This window comes from Acinetobacter sp. ACNIH3 (assembly GCF_002918965.1).
Classification (GTDB): Bacteria; Pseudomonadota; Gammaproteobacteria; order Pseudomonadales; family Moraxellaceae; genus Acinetobacter; species Acinetobacter schindleri.
Genome location: NZ_PQLP01000010.1, coordinates 1 through 19343 on the forward strand (window position 1 = coordinate 1; position 19343 = coordinate 19343).

The 19343-nt window shown below is 41.9% G+C and carries 18 protein-coding genes and 1 pseudogene; 7 read left to right on the forward strand and 12 right to left on the reverse strand.

Going from position 1 to position 19343, the window contains the following annotated elements; all coding sequences use genetic code 11:
* A partial coding sequence (locus C3420_RS17235; RefSeq protein ID WP_146048148.1) for a transposase occupies positions 1-212 on the forward strand: 212 nt, incomplete at its 5' end.
* A 261-nt stretch (positions 213-473) separates the two neighbouring features.
* Here the strand turns inward: C3420_RS17235 and C3420_RS06380 are convergent.
* Positions 474-1568, reverse strand: a complete 1095-nt coding sequence (locus tag C3420_RS06380) for a fatty acid desaturase family protein (RefSeq protein ID WP_103800953.1) — start codon at positions 1566-1568, stop codon at positions 474-476.
* A gap of 14 nt (positions 1569-1582) precedes the next feature.
* Complete coding sequence (locus tag C3420_RS06385) at positions 1583-2650, reverse strand: ferredoxin reductase (RefSeq protein ID WP_171294449.1); 1068 nt, start codon at positions 2648-2650, stop codon at positions 1583-1585.
* A 149-nt stretch (positions 2651-2799) separates the two neighbouring features.
* Between C3420_RS06385 and fabR the strand changes: the two genes are divergently transcribed.
* Complete coding sequence (fabR, locus tag C3420_RS06390; protein WP_004894263.1) at positions 2800-3480, forward strand: HTH-type transcriptional repressor FabR; 681 nt, start codon at positions 2800-2802, stop codon at positions 3478-3480.
* A gap of 57 nt (positions 3481-3537) precedes the next feature.
* Here fabR and C3420_RS06395 read toward each other — a convergent pair whose 3' ends face one another.
* The 5 genes and pseudogenes from C3420_RS06395 to C3420_RS06415 all read right to left on the reverse strand — a co-directional run bounded on the left by C3420_RS06395 (position 3538) and on the right by C3420_RS06415 (position 9409).
* Complete coding sequence (locus C3420_RS06395) at positions 3538-4341, reverse strand: alpha/beta fold hydrolase (RefSeq protein ID WP_048882089.1); 804 nt, start codon at positions 4339-4341, stop codon at positions 3538-3540.
* 124 nt (positions 4342-4465) lie between these two features.
* Positions 4466-4732: a PAAR domain-containing protein gene (locus tag C3420_RS06400; protein WP_048882088.1), complete on the reverse strand. Its 267-nt coding sequence runs from the start codon at positions 4730-4732 to the stop codon at positions 4466-4468.
* A 211-nt stretch (positions 4733-4943) separates the two neighbouring features.
* The gene (gene rapA, locus C3420_RS06405; RefSeq protein ID WP_048882087.1) at positions 4944-7781 is read right to left on the reverse strand and encodes an RNA polymerase-associated protein RapA; all 2838 of its coding nucleotides are present in this window, start codon (positions 7779-7781) and stop codon (positions 4944-4946) included.
* Between the two features lie 142 nt (positions 7782-7923).
* Positions 7924-8568, reverse strand: a complete 645-nt coding sequence (locus tag C3420_RS06410) for an RluA family pseudouridine synthase (RefSeq protein ID WP_048882086.1) — start codon at positions 8566-8568, stop codon at positions 7924-7926.
* A gap of 130 nt (positions 8569-8698) precedes the next feature.
* A pseudogene (locus C3420_RS06415) lies at positions 8699-9409 on the reverse strand (phosphopantetheine-binding protein).
* 280 nt (positions 9410-9689) lie between these two features.
* Between C3420_RS06415 and C3420_RS06420 the strand changes: the two are divergent.
* On the forward strand, positions 9690-9887 hold the full coding sequence (locus tag C3420_RS06420; protein ID WP_004812396.1) for a hypothetical protein: 198 nt from the start codon (positions 9690-9692) through the stop codon (positions 9885-9887).
* 167 nt (positions 9888-10054) lie between these two features.
* Here C3420_RS06420 and C3420_RS06425 read toward each other — a convergent pair whose 3' ends face one another.
* The 4 genes from C3420_RS06425 to C3420_RS06445 all read right to left on the reverse strand — a co-directional run bounded on the left by C3420_RS06425 (position 10055) and on the right by C3420_RS06445 (position 13438).
* On the reverse strand, positions 10055-10471 hold the full coding sequence (locus C3420_RS06425; protein ID WP_048882085.1) for a GlcG/HbpS family heme-binding protein: 417 nt from the start codon (positions 10469-10471) through the stop codon (positions 10055-10057).
* A gap of 127 nt (positions 10472-10598) precedes the next feature.
* Positions 10599-11900, reverse strand: a complete 1302-nt coding sequence (gene hemL, locus C3420_RS06430) for a glutamate-1-semialdehyde 2,1-aminomutase (RefSeq protein WP_103800076.1) — start codon at positions 11898-11900, stop codon at positions 10599-10601.
* Between the two features lie 42 nt (positions 11901-11942).
* Complete coding sequence (gene thiE / locus C3420_RS06435) at positions 11943-12563, reverse strand: thiamine phosphate synthase (RefSeq protein ID WP_048882083.1); 621 nt, start codon at positions 12561-12563, stop codon at positions 11943-11945.
* A 491-nt stretch (positions 12564-13054) separates the two neighbouring features.
* Positions 13055-13438, reverse strand: a complete 384-nt coding sequence (locus tag C3420_RS06445; RefSeq protein WP_005221671.1) for a DUF962 domain-containing protein — start codon at positions 13436-13438, stop codon at positions 13055-13057.
* A gap of 334 nt (positions 13439-13772) precedes the next feature.
* Between C3420_RS06445 and C3420_RS06450 the strand changes: the two genes are divergently transcribed.
* Both C3420_RS06450 and C3420_RS06455 read left to right on the forward strand, forming a co-directional pair.
* Positions 13773-15230, forward strand: a complete 1458-nt coding sequence (locus tag C3420_RS06450) for an inorganic triphosphatase (RefSeq protein WP_103800075.1) — start codon at positions 13773-13775, stop codon at positions 15228-15230.
* A gap of 161 nt (positions 15231-15391) precedes the next feature.
* A complete protein-coding gene (locus C3420_RS06455) occupies positions 15392-16849 on the forward strand; it encodes a CYTH and CHAD domain-containing protein (RefSeq protein ID WP_103800074.1) in 1458 nt (485 codons plus the stop codon).
* A 12-nt stretch (positions 16850-16861) separates the two neighbouring features.
* Here C3420_RS06455 and C3420_RS06460 read toward each other — a convergent pair whose 3' ends face one another.
* The gene (locus tag C3420_RS06460) at positions 16862-17494 is read right to left on the reverse strand and encodes a hypothetical protein (RefSeq protein ID WP_103800073.1); all 633 of its coding nucleotides are present in this window, start codon (positions 17492-17494) and stop codon (positions 16862-16864) included.
* A 110-nt stretch (positions 17495-17604) separates the two neighbouring features.
* Here C3420_RS06460 and C3420_RS06465 point away from each other — a divergent pair, with 110 nt between their 5' ends.
* Both C3420_RS06465 and C3420_RS06470 read left to right on the forward strand, forming a co-directional pair.
* Positions 17605-18006, forward strand: coding sequence for a DUF3144 domain-containing protein (locus C3420_RS06465; RefSeq protein WP_004812380.1), 402 nt, complete (start codon positions 17605-17607; stop codon positions 18004-18006).
* A 122-nt stretch (positions 18007-18128) separates the two neighbouring features.
* Complete coding sequence (locus tag C3420_RS06470; RefSeq protein ID WP_103800072.1) at positions 18129-19190, forward strand: amidohydrolase family protein; 1062 nt, start codon at positions 18129-18131, stop codon at positions 19188-19190.
* The last annotated feature ends 153 nt before the right edge of the window (positions 19191-19343 follow it).

A 19343-nucleotide genomic window follows, 5' to 3' on the forward strand; every position in this document is an offset into this window, starting at 1 on the left:
CATTAAAAGCCAAAAGACACTGTAAATTGGATCCTGAATTGAAAATCTATAATCAAGAAATCAATAAAAGAAGAATCGGAATTGAGCATGTATTTGGCAGCCTGAAAACCTTCAAAATCCTTGCTGAGCGTTATCGGAATAGAGGTAAAAGGCTTGGTTTGAGATTCAATTTAATCGCTGGAATCTACAACTTGGAGCTGAGCAAAAAATGATTTATGAAAGAGGTCTATAAGAAATCTATATATCCAATACGGTGAAAATCCTTTTATTTTGCTATCAAAATTTATTTATGCTGCACGTCGGCATAAATGGAAAAAAGAAGAAATCGATCGTGTCATTTCAGCCGCAAAGAAAGGAAACTATATCAATCTCATTCGGATTTTACGTAGCCATGTTCAAGACTGAAAATATAATTAAAGGAATTAAAAAAAAACCACTTCAATTGAAGTGGTTGTCTATTAAATTATAGAAACTTATTTTTTAAACGGAAAAGCATATTTCACAATACGCTTGATCACGCTGCCGTACTGTTTCACCAGACTGGCATTGTTATAGTTCAGACCATATTTTTCACAAACCGCCTGAACTTTTGGCGCCATTTGACGATAACGACGTGCAGGTACATCAGGGTATAAATGATGCTCAATCTGATGGCTCAAGTGACCAGTCAGAATATGAAATGCTTCAGAGCCTGTCAGATTCGATGAACCACGAATCTGGCGCATATACCAGTGACCACGGCTTTCATTTTCCAGTACTGATTTCGGAAATACTTCAACATCCTTGGTAAAGTGACCACAGAAAATAATACTAAATGTCCAAACGTTACGGATACCATTTGCCACCATATTACCAGCAAACACCGGCAATGCAGCAGGACCTGCAATTAATGGGAAGAAGACATAGTCCTTAAACAGCTGCTTGGTAATTTTACGCTGCATTGGTTTCCATTCTTCTTTGGTCTGTTCCTTGGTTTTACGACCCTTGAAGTATTTACCTAGTTCAAGGTTTTGAATCGCTACGCCCCATTGGAACAATAGGCAGAATGGAATGCTGTAAATCGGTTGCAATAAATAAGATGGTTTCCAGCGTTGTTCAGGGAACAGACGAACCAGACCATAGCCGATATCATCATCCATACCTTTAATATTGGTATAGGTATGATGTTTAAAGTTATGGGTTTGACGCCAGTTATCAGAAGTACCCACAATGTCCCATTCATAGGTCTGGCCATTCATCTTAGGATCATTCATCCAGTCGTACTGACCGTGCATGACATTATGACCCAACTCCATATTTTCCATGATTTTGGCAAAACCAAGCAGACCTGTACCTAAAATCCATGCTGGTGGGAACCAGCCTGCGAACAATAACGCACGACCCGCGATAGAAGAGTAACGAACTGCAGAATAGACACAACGGATGTATTTCGTGTCTTTCTCGCCCAAGTCATCTAGCACTTCCTGCTTGATCGCATCAAGTTCACGCGCAAGTTCGTCCAATTCTGTCTGTGTCAGTTCACGGTTTTTTGGATTTTTAAAATACTGAAATTTTACTGGCATATTCATAGTGATCAACTCGCTTATAGGTCGATGACAAGGTCAGTCTGCGCTGAATTCACACAAATTTTCAGGAGATTTCCTGGTTCTTTATTTTGTGCGCCATTGACTAAATTTTTGGTAGAACCTTCAACTTTATTACAAGCGCATTTATTACAAATACCCATACGACAGCCGTGGTTCGGTTTAATATTTTGCTGTTCCAGACTCGCCAGAATAGACTGACCTTTTGGAATGCTAACAACTTTATTAGATTGCGTCAGTGTGACATTCACAAAGCCTGTTTCAGTGTTATCGTCCAAACTCATGCTGAAAGCTTCAGACTTAAATACTTTGGCATGAGCAAACAGTATTTCTGCCTGAGCGACAAAACCTGATGGACCGCAAGCATAGACTGTTGTCTGATCAATATTTTGAAGATTGGTCAGATGACTTTGATTCAAGCGTTCCGCAGCCAGTTGTTCCTGAGTCGCGAATACTTTAAAGCTAAAGTTTGGATACTGCGCAGCAAATTCTTCAAAACGTGATTTGAATGCGACATCTTGATAATGCTTTACCCAGTACAGAAGCTGTACTGGCTGTCGACTCAGCTTGCCAGTCTTGCTCAATGCTTCGAGCAAACTCAGCATAGGTGTAATACCACTACCCGCCGCCAACAACAGCATTGGTGTTGCTTCAACAGCTAAAGTCATATCGCCAAATGGCAAACCGAATTCAATAATGTCACCAACTTGAGCGATATTTGCCGCCCAATGACTTACCTTACCATCTTCAACTTTCTTGATGGTCAGTAACACGTGTTGCTGGTCTAACTGCGTCAAACTATAGCTACGCTCGTAACGAATACCATTTACCACAACGTAAACTGGATGATGCTGGCCTGCTTCGCCAAATTTGAACAAGCGATTGACCTGAATTTTCAGGCTGACCATATCCTGGGCAGCATTTTCTTTATGCACAATCTTGCCCAATGGCTGGTTCAGCGACCAGAGTGGGTTAAATTTCTGCATCCAGAAATTAATCGCATGCTGATCAATCACGCTTTCTTTAAAGAAATCGATCGGCGATTTACGTTTTGCGAGTACCTGCATCTTCATAGCAATCTTGTTGGGTTTTGAATTATTATACACATGTATATATATTTGTATATACACCTGTATTGTTTCTATTCATTTCACAAGTTTGCTGCGCTTCGCTATAATACTGGAATGCCTCATATCCAATACATGACGAGTCTTCAATGAAAATAAGCAGTGACGCTTCCCTACTCAAAACAAAGAACATTGATGAACCGATCATTGTACGCAGCGTGGGGCGTAAGGCGACGATTACCAAAGAAGAACTGTTTCAGGCAGCCTTAAATCTGATTGGCCCACAAAAAAGTATTGCCTCTTTAAGCCTGCGTGAAGTAGCACGCGAAGCCGGTATTGCACCGAACAGCTTTTATCGTCACTTTAAAGATATCGATGAACTGGCAATTGAACTGATTGACCGTGCCGGTCTGGTATTGCGTAAGATTCTGAATGAATCGCGTTTAAAGGCATCGAAACAGAACAGTATTATTCGTAGTTCAGTAGAAGTATTTATTGCCCAGTTAGATGCTGATGAAGGCAACCTGAGTTTGTTACTCCGTGAAGGCTATACTGGTTCACAATCATATAAACAGGCGGTAGAACGTCAACTCCAGTATTTTCAGCAGGAATTACAGGAAGACCTGGTACGTCTGGAAAGACTAAATAAAAGCCGTCTGCTCTATCCGGATATCGCTGCCAAAGCGATTACCCAGCTGGTATTTAACATGGGTGCCAAAGTGATAGATATGCCAGCTGATGAACGTCAGGAAATTGCCGAACAGACTATGATCATGATCCGTATGATTTTGGAAGGTGCTCGACATCTCGATCAGTCTCAAATCCGTTAATCCTAATGAATGCAAGCTAAATAGAAAGAGATGCCGGTTATCTCTTTTTATTCGATATTATCCCAAAGTTTTCAGTTTGGCTTTTACATATTCAGCTACCTGTTTTGGCTGTTCCAGTGGAAACATATGTCCACCTGGCAAGACTGAATAATCAATTTGATAAATTTTCTTTAAGCCTTGCGGTAGACCCTGTTGATAGAACTGGCTCTGTTCTGCAGTGATGAGGTGAATGGGAACTTGCGGTGCTTTACGCGGGGTACGCCACCACCAGGCCGGAACTGTCCGAAAGATTTCTGCTTCAACCTGTTTTGGAATTTTTAAAGTTACACCACCGCGCTGTTGATCTTCAACAATTCCACTGTCGATATAGTCCTGAAAACACTGTTCATCAAAATGCTTAAACAGACGATTCGATCTCAGCGCCTCTACCGCGTCCAGCTGAGATGACCAGTGGTCTTTACGCTTTAAAGTAATACCTGCCGGAGTAAAGCGATCAATACTTTTTAAATTGAGCTTTTTTACCAGTTCAAATAACGCACTGTTTTTCCCAATCACAAAAGGCGGATCCATAATGATGAGCTTAGAAAATAAAGCTGGCTTTTTATAAGCCGCCATCATCGTAACTAAACCACCAAAAGAGTGTCCAAGTCCAATCACTGATTTTCCTGAAAATTGCTGTTCAATATCGGCAATCACCTCATCCACCAAATAACGCCAGTCTGTGGTAATTGGATAATCTGGATTCATGCCGATCAAAGGAATACTTTTAACCGTATATTCATCCTGAAAACCGTTCAGGAACTTCCGATAGGTCGCTGATGGAATGCCATTGGCATGGGTAAAATGTAAGGCTGGCTTCATGCGGTTATATAGTTTTTCAATCCATGATGTCTGCAAGCTTAACCTTAAAGATGACTAAAAATGAGCACATATTCTTCCTAAGCATGACCTTGAAGTCACCGAATGAAGGATAAAAGCAGCTGGATTATTTTTGCGAAACTGTCAGATACTGATTTGCCAGAAACTGGGCGCCACAACTGGCTTTATCACCTGCGACAATCACAGCCCGCCCTAAAACAGTAATGGATTGATTTTTGGCAATGGCGGTCACCACGCTATTGCACTTGGGACAGTAATGCTTCATGCCTTGTAAATGCACCGCGATTCCGTGAATTAATATAGAATTTTCCGCTTCGGCAACTACACCACCATGTGAAGTTTGCGAGCCTAAAGTAATAAACGCCTGAGACATTATTTTGACTTCTTGTTATGGTTTTTTACCATTTTAACCGAAGATGATTTTTAACAACAACCATTTACTGACAGCTTATATCTTCAAATAAATATTCTTATCTAAATGAAATAGTTTTAATCATATAAGTCCTGATGATAGCCATCCAAATTTATTGTAGAAAAATAGCCATAAAAAAACAGCCCGAAGGCTGCCTTTTCTTAGATGATTGTTATGGTTTAACCACCACCATCACCTGAATCGCTTCTGGGGTTACAGACAGACCATCCAGTAAGCTTAAACCTTCTTTCTGCAGTTTTTGCAGACGAGAAATTTCATCTTCACGGATACTTGGGTTGAACTGTTTCAGGTAAGTCAGACGGTCAATTTCATATTGCCATTTACTGCCATAGACTTCTTTGGCTTGTTGCTTGAATTGTGGCAAAGCAGCACGAGCCAGTTCCAGTGCCTGTTGATAACGTGCTTCAATTACTTCACGACGCGCTTTCACGACCTGACGGCAGCTATTGCCATCAAGATGATGCAAGTATGGCTTCAGGATTTCTGGTGCAATTTTTTGCGACAGATCCTGACCTTTTTCGCTCAGCAATACCCGAACCAATTGTTGTGGCAAGCTTGATGGTAAGTTCAGTGCTTTCGGTGCCACGACATCCACTTTAAACCAGACTTCAAGCAATACTGAACCTTGTGGCAATGCAGCAGACTTCAACACCGCAACGTTAGTACTACCAAAACCTTGTGTATTGATCATTTCCATCACACTTTCAGTGAATGGATGTTCAAGCGTCAAGTATTGAGCATCTTCACGGATTTGTGCCTGATCACGATAGAAGGTTGCAGTCATGCCCTCTTCATCCAGAGTCAGACCTTGCACCTGCATTTGATCGGTTGGCTTGATGATCACAGTACCATTACTTTGCTCATCAAAATCAATGTTGGTCGATGCCATAAAGCGCTTCATGAACATTGGCAAAGTCGTATTATCGTCATAATCTTCTAGGGCAGTGACGATTTCCTGTGCCACCATTGGACGGCAAGAGTTGTATTCCAACAGACGGTCACGGCCTTCTTGCAGTTCTGCTTCCAGCGCCTGACGTTGTACAGTCACTTCTTCTAGCAGGTCTTCAAAAGCCTGACCTTTATCTGCCAATAAACAATCTTTTAATTCAATAATGAAGTTTTCTTGCAGTGTTTGCGCAGTTGGCGAAATATTACTGAAAATATTCAGTGCTTCGTTATACCAGCGGAACATACGCTCTTGTGCAGTGCCGACCAGATAAGGTACATGGATCTGGATACGATTTTCCTGACCGATACGATCCAGACGACCGATACGCTGCTCAAGCACATCTGGATTTGCTGGCAAGTCAAATAGAATCAGGTCAGAAGCAAACTGGAAGTTACGGCCTTCAGAACCAATTTCTGAACACAGCAAAATCTGTGCGCCATAAGACTCTTCAGCGAAATAAGCTGCTGCCTGGTCACGTTCCAGCAGGCTCATGCCTTCATGGAACATCGCAGTACGGATACCAGCATGAAGACGTAGCACATTTTCCAGTGCTTCTACTACTGGACCACTACGCGCAATCAAAAGCACTTTTTTGTGTTTGAGATCAGTGCGGAGTTTTTCCATCAACCACATTACTCGTGGATCTGATTCCATCCAGGAACCATCAGGCTGTGATTCTTCTGGCCACATTTGCTCACGTAGCTTGCCATCTTTAGACCAGTTTTCAGGTGCTGGTAATGGTGCTGGCTGGCAGTCCCGCCCCGGGAAGCCCTGAATGGCTTCACGGGTATTACGGAACAGGATACGACCTGTTCCATGGCGGTCTAGCAGTTCGTGAATCGCACGGAAACGTTGCTCAGGGTTATCTTCAATACGATGACCAAGCAGACCTTCAAGTGCTGCCAGATGCCCTTCTTCAAGTGGCATATCTGACATTAGCACTTCAGCAATTTTTGCAGTCTGCTGATATTGTGCTTCCTCATCCAGGAAACGGTCTAATGAACTGAAACGTTGTGGATCCAGCAAACGTAAACGCGCAAAGTGCGATTCCACACCCAGCTGTTCAGGTGTTGCCGTTAACAATAATACACCTGGTGTTTTTTCAGATAGTTCTTCAACCAGATCGTAACGGTCGTTACCTCCCTCTTCTTCACTCCACATCAAATGATGCGCTTCATCGACAACCAGCAGATCGAAACCAGCTTCAAGCGCCTGCTCACGCAGGTCTTCGTGGTCAATCATCAGGTCAATAGAAGCAATAATGCGCTGTTCAGTCAGAAATGGGTTCAGATCAGGATCGTGTTCTTTGATCGATGCAGTACGAGTTAAATCAAATAGTGAGAATTCCAGATTGAAACGACGGCGCATTTCAATCATCCACTGATATTGCAGTGAATCTGGTACCAGAATCAGAATACGTTCAGAACGGCCGGTTTTTAGCTGTTGGTGAATGATCAAACCGGCTTCAATGGTTTTACCCAGACCTACTTCATCCGCCAGCAATACACGTGGTGCAAAACGTTTACCGACTTCGTGTGCGATATACAGCTGATGCGGAATCAGTCCTACACGTGAGCCAACCAGACCACGTAACGGGCTGCTTTGCATATTGGCTTGCATGAGCATGGCTTCAATGCGTAGATCATACCATTCTTTATAATCGATCTGGCTAGCCAACAAACGGTCTAATGGCTTAGACAACTGAATGGTTGCACCAATACGGGTTTCATTCAGAGCTTTACGTTCTTCAGTACCATCACTTAAAGTACGTACAACCTGATAACGCACCACGCCGTTGCGATCTTCAAAAGATTCAACCGTCCAGGTATTGCCTTCCTGGTCTTGCAGTTCATCATTTACATTAAAAATGATACGAGACAAAGGCGCATTGCTACGTGCATAGACACGGGTTTCGTCGCTTTTCGGGAATAAAATGCTGACCGATCGCTCATCAACATCAATGAGAACCCCCAGACCGAGTTCTGTTTCAGTATCTGATAACCAACGTTGACCAATAGCAAACTGCTGCAATTTTTCCACCTTTATCTTAAGTACAAGACTGTAAAGATTATGCTCAAAAATAACACATCATTTGAGCAAAATTTCACACCTTCAAGCAATATATTTTGACACAAAGCCCACCAAAAGTGGGCATCAATAACGACGATTAAACAAGTATTTCCTAGAATGGTGCAGGGCAATGAAACTCGACTTTTTCTGCATTTTTAGGATGAATAAAACTGAGCTGTTCTGCATGCAGACACAGGCGTGGCATCAACTTTTGCTGTTGCACTGTAGCATATAAGGTATCGCCAATAATTGGATGACCGAGATACTGCATGTGTACACGGAGCTGGTGTGAACGACCGGTAATGGGTGTCAGTTTGACGCGAGTAACGGGCTGTCCCTGAATTTCAAAATGCTCGACTGCCTGCCAGTGGGTCAATGCGGGCTTGTTATGATTTGGTTCAGCAATATGTAATGGTGGACGGCTTGGATCATAGATCACCGGTACATCGACAGTACCTTCACCGTCTAATGTTCCGGCTACAATAGCTTGATAGGTTTTATCGGTTTGGCGTTCCTGAAACTGGCGCGAAATAGATTTTTGTCCTTCACGGCTTAAGGCAAAGACCAGAATTCCTGAAGTGTCCCGATCGAGACGATGAATAAGCAGTGTTTTTGGTTCTAATTCTACTAATCTGTTAATCAGGCAATCTTGCAAATCTTCTGTTTTACCGGGTACTGTGAGTAAACCTGCTGGTTTATGAATGACCATAAAATCGTCATCACGATGAATCAGATGTTCGGTTAGAAAATTGCTCAAAGTTCAATCCCTGGCTGATCGCGCAAAACAAGGCGGCAATGATAGAAAGCTTGGCACAGAATTACAATGTCGTTTTCTGTAATTGCCGATGAAATTTCCGATTATATTAAGAAAATTGCCCAATTCGTGCTTATCTGCGTGCTGATTGCAGAACAAAACTCACCAGTTCTTCTAGTGAAGGATATTCATAAACATCTTCATAACGGACATTTGCACCATTAGCGCGCTACACACCAACCAGGCTTACCACAGCGATCGAGTCCAGTCCGCATTGTCTTAAATCTACATGTGGATCAATATCTAGTACATCCATATCCAGCTGTTCTGCTACTGCTAACATAATACCTTTGCTCGACAACACATATTCTGCTGGCGCACTCAGATTCCATAATCGGGTCAAGCTATAACTATTCATATGATGCAAGCCTTGTGCAGAAATATTATCGATCCACTGAATGTGCTGTTCTTGATTTGACAATAGGATCGCATCATCAATCACGCAAATTTGCTCAGTCACACTTTGTAAATGTGGCAGGATTTGTTTCAACATTGAGGTGATTGTGCCTGCAAAGATTAACTGTGGATGGGTTGAGGCATATTCACCGAGTTGCTGCATACCTTGAATCAGATCATCACCGTACAGGTCAACAATGGGAATATCGAGTGCTTTGGCTTTGTTACTGATTTGAATCAGGTTTTGCATAAGCACACTGTCTTGAATCCCCTGCATCATGCGTAGATTTTGTAAGCCTACAAGAACTAGAACAGATTGTGTTGAGGACAGCTGCCATTTGGCTTGGGAAGGTGCAAACTGGATTTTTTTAGGCATTGGGTACAGCATAGTAGACTCTTATAAATACAAAATGGCATGAGGATTCATGATATTTTAGTCTAGTCTCAATTTGAAAATTTTTTGATTGCACAAACATTTATTGAACTAATTTCATATAATACCCTTATATTAAATAGACATAAATTTAGTAAATTATTCATGCTCCATCTTTAGAAAAACTTGCAGATTCTTTTTTAATTTGTAATCCTTGTCACTAAGGGTGTCTAACTAAGCTAAGGCAGGTGTGTGTTGTAGTCGGGCCGCTACAATAATGATAAAGAGCGCCTGTATGTTGAATTTCAAGATTTTTAATAAAGTCTCTACAGAAGTATTGACGATAAAAAATGACCTCCAGCTTAATTCTGAGCAGCAATTAATTAATAAATATAGAACTTCTACTTCTGAAGATTATAGACAAGCTATTGTTTTGATCTTTAAAGAACGTGGTTACACTAGACTAGAAATAGGCCAAATATTCGAAAGGTAAATTTAAACTTTTTCTAAAATTGGAGAAAATATAATAAACGTGACATGAAATACGATTTTTATTTTATATAGAAAAGCCCCCTCATTACCGATTGGGCTTTTATTTGATATTTCACGCTTCATTTTGGAACAATTTATTGAATTGAGTTAATCAATTTCTATTTTGAATTAACTCAGCTGTGCTAAAAACTTCTCAATTGCTACCTGAGCAATCTCCGCATCTTCAAACGACTTCACACCAGATACACCGATTGCACCCACTAACTGCCCTTGATACAGAATCGGCTCACCACCTTCCAGCATACCTGAGAAAGTATCCATGGTCAGAAAGCCCATTTGCCCACCTTTGATAATATCTTCAAACAGCTTGGACGGACGGCGACTGATTGCAGAACAACGTGCTTTTTCCAGACACAGGTTTGCTGTCATAGGTGATGCACCATCCATACGCTTCATTGCCAGCAAATTGCCAGTTTCATCAACGACAGCAATACTGACATTAAAGCCATTTTCTAGTGCATATTCATAGGCCTGATTTAACAAAAACTCAGCATCGCTTAAGGTCAGATAATGTTTGGTTTTCATTCAACTATCCAATTTCTAATTTATCAATTTCAAATCTTTGCGATCTAATTAAAAGAATAAAATAAGCCCGAAGGAATTCGGGCTTATGTTCCCTCTCCTTTTAGGAGAGGGTTAGGGAGAGGTTGTATTACCCTTTCATTTCAGCAAAAGTTTCTTTAGCCGCTTGGATTGTAAACTCAATATCTTCATCACTATGCGCAGCTGAAATAAATCCTGCTTCAAATGCAGATGGAGCCAGGTTCACACCACGACTTAACATGCCATGAAAGAATTTTTTGAAGGCTTCAACATCACACTTCAGCATTGAATCAAAGCTGGTGATGTCTTCTTGATCAGTAAAGTATAGACCAAACATACCACCGACTTGTTGGGTCTTGAATGGAATATCAGCTTCATCCGCAGCAGCTTGTAAACCAACCAGCAGTTTCTCAAGTTGCGCAGTTAATTTCTCATAGAAACCTTCTTGACGCAGATGTTTAAACATCTCAATGCCAGCACGCATTGCCAGTGGGTTACCTGATAAAGTACCTGCTTGATACACCTTACCAAGCGGTGCGATGCATTCCATCACTTCACGTTTACCACCGAATGCACCCACTGGCAGACCTGCACCGATGATTTTACCTAAAGTGGTCAAATCAGGAGTTACGCCGTAATGTGCCTGAGCACCGCCAAGACCGATACGGAAACCTGTCATCACTTCATCAATAATGAAAACTGAACCATGCTCATCACAGACATCACGTATCGCTTGCAGAAAACCGTCAATCGGTTTTACAAGGTTCATGTTACCTGCCACAGGTTCAACAATCACACCCGCAATTTCAGAACCGAACTTGGCAAAGCATTCTTTTAAGGTAGCGATGTCGTTATAAGGAAGGGTTAAAGTATGTTTGGCAAAGTCCGCTGGTACGCCCGCAGAAGTCGCCTCGCCCTCGCCTTTGGTCAACAGGCCTGAACCTGCTTTTACCAGTAAGGAATCAGAGTGACCGTGGTAACAGCCTTCAAACTTCACGATCTTATCACGGCCAGTATAACCACGTGCCAGACGGATCGCAGTCATCGTTGCTTCAGTACCTGAGTTGGTCATACGCACCAGTTCAATCGATGGCATGATATCGCAAATGATATCCGCCAAAGTCGTTTCATGAACCGTCGGTGCACCAAAGCTTAAGCCATCTACCGCAGCATCCTGAACAGCTTTAATAATCGCTGGATGCGCATGACCCAAAATCATCGGGCCCCATGAACCGACATAGTCCACATAACGTTTACCATCGACATCGTATAGATAAGCACCTTGTGCTTTCTCAATAAAGACTGGCGTACCGCCTACGCCGTTAAAAGCACGTACAGGTGAGTTTACGCCACCTGGAATATGTTTATTGGCTTGTTTAAATAGTTGTTCTTGCTTTGGAGATAAACTCATGAAAATCACTCAACTCAAAAAAATAAGATAAGAAATAAAAAATTAAGCTTGTTCAGCAAATAGTTCTGACCAGTCATACACACGTTGACCGACAGTAGACATTGAACGACCTAAAACATCGCTAATAACCGCACAAAGATCCGCACCTGCCCCAATCACCTCTTTCGAGTTTTCAACAGTTAAGCCACCAATTGCACAGATGGGTACATTTAATTTTTGCTTGGCCAGTTTTAAGGTTTCCAATCCAATATTGCCCGCTTCAGGTTTGCTATCAGTGGCATAGATCGCGCCAAATGCCACATAATTTGCACCATCTGCAATGGCTTGCTCAGCCAGCTCAAGTGAGTTGTTGCAACTACGACCAATCAAAACATTTTTAGGTAACCGTTCAACAGCTTCCTGAATGGAACCATCACCCTGCCCCAAATGCACACCTACGCCATATTTTACCGCAGTTTCTAAATCATCATTAATCACAAATGGAACTTTATATTGTTCACACATTTGTTTCATATATTCGATTTCATAAGCCTGATTTTCTTTCGCCACTTTTTTACGACGATACTGAAGTACTGCAACTTCATAAGTTGCCATCGCACCTTCAAGTTTCGCGAGAAGAAGTTCAATTGGATCATCATTGGTAATTAAATACAAACCGCGCATGACTGCCGCCATTCAAAATACATCAGCTATTATAGGCATAACCAAGAGCATGATGACACCATGCAAACTTATATAACGACATATTTTCAGTAAATAAATACAAGGAATGCAGTATCAAAATAACCAGTTCATTTAATGTGGAAAATTAATAATTTCAGGGATAATTCATATCTGCTATTTGACTTATATAAATCACATAAAAATAATCATCAGTTATGAATCACTCATTTGATACCCTGATTTTTATGCCCCCAACTTGTAGGAACATTGCAGAATGTCAGGTAATAATTTTACCCTGCCGGATTTTGGACATAAAAAAAGCCCGGAGAAGGTCACTCCAGGCATGGAAAACTGTGTAATTCTTGCGCTGTATCTTTTGGTAAAATATTACCTTTAGACAACGCCTTAATTATTAGAACATTAACTCTAAGCTTGCAAGCGTTTTCCTGTAATTCTGATGACCCATCAATACATTTTTTTTTTAATCAGTTCTAACTTGGAATCTTGTCCTGATCACGACTAATCAGGCTGATATTGCCACGCAATACATCAGCAAACATACGCCAATCCGAGACAAAACTATATAGTGGCTGCTTAAAGCTAGCGGGCTTGTTTTTCTCAAAAATAAAATGTCCGATCCAGGCACAGGCATAACCCGATGCCAGTCCATAAAGAAAATATTTTGGTTTACGCTGTATGATCGCCTTGCCAAAGAAATACAGCCCAATACTGCTTCCTGCTACATGCAGACGGCGACTCATGATATTGCGGTGTTCAGTCAGATAAAATCGATAAAATTCATGATAATCACGGATCGGCATTGGCTGGCTAACTGCTGGCATCAGATCCGCTTTAGGTTCTACTTGTGCATTCATGGCATCATCCTGATATTTTTAATTTCACATTAGCGCATTATTTAAACATTTAAAAGTGCGATCTCATGCAGCGAGATTTCTCAGCTATGTTTAATTTTCCTTGAATCTAACATGCTTTCAACTGCTTAGGTACGAATAAATTCTATCAATTTAAACAGGTTCATGATTTATTTGGCCCGGTCAAGTCTTACTAAAAAAATGATTTTAGTTACAATCTTCGACTTAAAAATTAAAAACATGATTGCAGCGTGTATGTGCTCACATCCACAGCATATATAAAGCATCATCAGCTCTGTCTATCACCTTTATAGACAGTACAAACAGGATATTTATCATGGTTGAAGTTGAACTTAAATTTCAGATTCCTGCAGCACGCCGCACTGCGCTGTTAAAGGCACTTGATCCGAAGAAGTCCGAACAGATTCAACTGCAAGCCAAATACTATGACACCGAAGACCGTCTGCTTTCAAAAAGTGGCGTAGCCCTGCGTCAGCGTCTGGAAGGCACTCGTTGGGTACAAACCTTAAAAGCAGCCGGTAAAAGCCATATTGAACGTTTTGAACATAATCATGACTTGGGTGAACTGGAACGGGCACCTGAACTGGATCTGAATATTTATGCCGCTGCACCAGAAGCGCAACAAATTTTAAATAATGCACTGGGTGATCAGATCAGCCAGCTCAAGCTACAGTTTGAAACGGATATCACCCGTACCCTGCGCGTGATTGAATATGAAGGCACTGGAATTGAAGTTGCCCTCGATATCGGTGCGATCCGTACTCTAGATGCCGAACAGGAAGTCCATGAAGTCGAATTCGAACTAAAAAGTGGTTCAGTTGAACAATTGCTGGCATTTAGCTTTGAATGGGTTAAGAAATATCAGCTATGGCTCGATGTGCGCAGCAAAGCAGAAATCGGTAACCTGCTTGCAACGCAGCAAAAAGTTAGCCCAGCGGTACCAGCTAAAGAATTCCAGCTCAGCAAAAAAGATAGTGCAGCCAAAGCTTTATGTAGTCTGATCGCCCAGCAGATGCAGCATTTACTGCCTAATATCGCAGCAATTTCAGCGCAGGTCGCAGAGCAGGATCATATCGATCAGGCTCAGCAAGCGCTAGAGCATTTGTATCTAAGTGTTCTGTTATTTAAAAACTGGCATTCTGGCATTTCAGACAAATGGGTACATCAGCTGGAAGCTTTTAAGAAGCAGTTTGAACACTTGCAGCATTTACAGCATATGCAAAGCACATTAGCCGCCTTTTTACAGAATCCGACTACTGCAGAAAACCTGAGTAAAGATATTCTATATGCCAAGGAAAAACTGGGTAATCTGGTGAAGTCGACACAGAATGTGCATCACTATCTGGAACTGCTGATTTTTAGCCTGAAAGAAGATGTCAAAAGCACACAGGATTTAAAAACCGTAGCACAGGTAACTTTGCAACAGCAATATAAAGCTTTACAAGAGCAGATGAACCAGACTGAAATTCATGATTTTGAACAACTAGATCTACTTGCGGTGCGTATTCAGGAACTGAAGTTCAGCTTTCCAATTCTGACTTCAATTTATGATGTGAAAAATCTACAGAAATACAGCAAGGCGCTGAATGATGCGCAACTGGCAGCAGCTGAATACCAGACTCTCGCCTCCTCAGCAGTCTATATTCAGCAGACTGAGCTTGAAACCAGTGACTGGTTTGTCCTGGGCTGGCTGACTGCAAAGCAGGAAGTTTATGCACAAAAACTGCTAGAGGCCACAGAACAGTTTATGGTGAGCCGCAAGTTTTTAAAATAAAGTCGCTTTATCAAGTTTTATTGCAGTTGTAGAAAATCCATCCTAGAGCACTTCAGTCGCAGAGGTGCTTTTTTGTTGCATTTGCAGCTTACCTTTTCCAAACGCTTTGGGCTATATTCACTATTATAACTATTAAATGCCGTATCGAGGAGGAGCACCCGATGGCAGAAATCGAACTCAAATTTCAAGTTCCCTCCCACATGCACGCACAGCTACAACAGGACTTCGTCAGTTTAATGCTAGTGCGTAATCATCTCTGGGCTCGTTATTTTGATACGACTGAGTTACAGCTGCGTGAACATGGGATTGCTTTACGGCAGCGCCTGGAAAATGAAATCTGGCTACAGACCATTAAAGCTCCTGGGAAACAGCCTTTTGAGCGTCTGGAAGTGGAATTTGAGTTAGGAAAAGAACAGCCTGAACAATGTGACCTTAAACACTATAAAAATTATCCTGAAGTCAGTGAACTGCTCAAAGAAGCATTAGGATCACTAAAAATTCCCTTAAATCTGCAATTTGAAACTGAAGTGCAACGTTCTATTCATGTAGAAAACTATAAAAACAGTGTGATTGAAATTGCTTTTGATCAAGGTGAAATCCGGCATGGTTCAGAATTTATTGCCATTTATGAGCTGGAATTTGAACTCAAACAAGGACAGCTGAGTGAACTGATCGAATTTGTACAACCCTGGATCCAACGTTATGACTTATGGCTAGACAGCCGTAGCAAGTCAGATCGTGGCTATGCTTTGATTGAAGGCAGCAGCATTACACCTGCTCAACATCAACTGCCGCTGGTATTAAGCAAGGATGATAACCTACATGGCATGTTGCAGAAAATTATTAGAAATACCTTGCAACACCTACTTCCTAATGCGACGGCGCTGTCTACTGAACATTATGACAGTGAACATATTCATCAAGCTCGGGTCGCTATCCGTCGTCTGCGCAGTGCCTTACGCTTTTTTAATGTCGATGAGCTAGAAATTCCTCCAATTTGGGTGGAACAACTGACTGAGCTTTTTCAGCAACTCGGTGCAGCACGTGATCGCGATGCCTTGGCAGAAAGCTTATTGCCACAACTTGAAGCTGCCGGATCACCGATTCTGAGCTTACCACCGGCAACAGAAGAAAATGTCCATGTAGAACAGTTATTCCGGGAACCAGAAACCAATTATCTGATACTGGACTTACTGCGTTATAGTGAGGCTGAACCTAAACAGGTCGCTACAGATATTCGTATGCTGTATAAGCGTCTAGGCAAATTACATCAGCAGATCTGTGCCGATGCTGAACAGTTTTGTGAGCTGGCAATTGAAGATCAGCATCGTACCCGTAAGCGGGTCAAGCGTTTACGCTATAACATCGAATTTCTGCAAAACCTGTTTCCAGCCAAACAGGTGAAAAATTATCTTAAAGCGTTAAAACCGCTACAGGAAAGCCTGGGTCAATATAATGACCTGCATGTTGCAGAAAGCCTATATCAACCTTATGTGAAACGAAAGCCTAAAGCATGGTTTGTGCTGGGCTGGTTACATGCGGAGCAACAGCGCCTGCAAAAGGAAATTCAGGCAGAGTTACAGCAATTTGCCCAGGTACAGCCTTTCTGGAAGAAATAGATCAGTAAATACTCAACGATATTTACCGTAAACTTTCCAGATATTGTTATCGGCAAGCGGATCGTTATAACTGTCACTGCGCTGTTTACGTGGCTTATCTCGTGCATCTACCAGTTCGAAATTCTGCTCTACGCTCAGAACAATACCATTCACATAGAATCGAGTCCGGGTATATTCACTTTGCCCATGCTGGAACACATAAGTGCGTAAATCGACAAATTCCCGATGTGCCACCAGCGCTGCTGTCTCATCACTGTCTAGCCAGCGTTGCATCGCCTGAATCTGTGCCGGCTCGAATTGACCGCATTTTTCAACCAGACTGGCAATACCACGAAAAGTTTTTGATTCTTTGGCGCGGGTTTTATTGATCCGGATACGATCGACATGAAAATAGAATAATGGCAGATTTAAATGGCTAGGCAGATGAACTGCATCCAGCACTTCATCTTCCATAAAAGGCTGAAACAGATCCTGCGCCCTTTCAATCAAACCCGTCCACTGACGATAATATTCTTCCACCTGCGACTTGCTGCCATAGTAAATTGGCAGCCCTTCGACATTGGCCAGATTGACCGGTGGCCAGATATTTTGACGTAATAAGGCAATGTCACTTTTTAGGCTTTGTACAGCGATTGCATCTTGCATGGGAATCACATTTTTATGCTTAGGCTATTTTTAGATTAAGGCAAAGGTTTAGTTTCTGCAAGGCTTTGCCTATAATAAGTCGATTAAGATTTTAGTGTCAGGAAAAATTCATGGTTCAAAAGATTGAAGCGACCGATGTAACCGAAGAAGAAGCGTTAAATGCTGCATTCTTTGAACGTGCTGATGAATTTATCAAGCAAGCCAATGAGTTTAGCCGCGTAGAAAAAGGCTCTCAGGACAATCCTGCAGAAAAGCGTGGTCAAGTCAGCGCTTCGATGCTGTTTGCGACTGCCCGTTTTAATACCTGGGTGGCAGCCAACAATTTCAAAGACGGCAATGAAATGCGTGATGCCAAAGATCAGGTGATGTCTTACATTCTTCAGCAGTTCCAGATGATGCTGGAAGACAATTATGATGAATACTGCGAGCAGTTCGAAAACTATTTGCGCTTCCGTCATAACGAAGAATTCCATGCTAACAAGCATAAACATGATCATGACCACGATCATTAATGTTCAGCCCTTCGGGGCTTTTTTTATACTTGGCATTTTTAGATCAACTTTTTGCATTGACGCCCGTATTATTTTACTTCTATATAGCAATAAGAATAATTCCAATAACAACAAGGAAAGTCATGCAGCTTAGCTTCCCCATCATCGACCCACATATCCATCAGTGGGATCCCTATCACACCCCTCATGCGGCAGCACTGGCAGTCAAACTGTTTGGTAAGCATCCTCGCCTGCTGGACCGTATGGTGCGCCTCCTGAATCCCAAACCAATTATTGAAACGATAGGCCTGACTGAACACATTACCGCACCTTATTTACCTGCCCATTATAAACAGGATATTGGTCGTTATCAGGTTGAACAGGTGGTACATATTGAAGCTGGCTGGCATGAACACAAAGGCACAGGTGTCGTGAATGAAACCCGATTTGTAGCCGGTCTGCCTTTTCAGGCACACAACCTGGCATTAGGTGCAATTGTGGCTACGGCGGATCCACGCAGGAAAGACTTTAAAAAATTACTGCAACTCCATCAGGAAGTTTCGCCCAAGTTTCGTGGGATCCGTAAAATGGCTTCCGTGCATCCGGATAAAGGCGTGCATGCCTGGGCTGATGAACCCCATTTGTACCTTAATAAAAAATTCCTGAAAGGGTTTGAACATCTGGCCAAAGCCAGGCTGAGTTTTGATGCCTGGGTCTATTCCACCCAGATTTCTGATGTGATTCATCTTGCCAAGACTTTCCCTGAAACACCGATTGTTCTGGATCATCTCGGCACGCCTGTTGGACTATTTGGCACAGTGGGTAAAGGTACCGGAAAAACTGCACAGGAAAGGCAACGGATTCTAAAAAACTGGCAAACAGATCTGGCCAAACTGGCAGAGTGTCCGAATGTCATGACCAAAATCTCTGCGCTATTTATGCCAGTGCTGGGTCATCATTTTCATCAGCAGCGACAATTAGCTTCCAAAGCACAGCTCATTGAACTTGCGACACCTCTAATTCAGCATGCCCTAAAATGCTTTGGAACGGATCGTGCCATGTTTGCCTCCAATTTTCCGATGGATCGGGTCAGTGCAAATCTAGTTGATATCATTGATGCCTTTAGCGATATCGTACATAACTATGATGAAAATGCTTTAAAATCTGTTTTTTATGACAATGCTAAAGGTTTTTACCGGCTTTAAAGGTTGAGAAAAAAGCCAGAAATTATGGAATATCTATTACCTCTCACCTATGGAAGATATTTACTATTATTAAAGAATAAACATTTCCCTTCCTTATAAAAAAACCTCCTGTATTGAGGAGGTTTTTAGTCAATTTTATCAGAATTAGGCAGA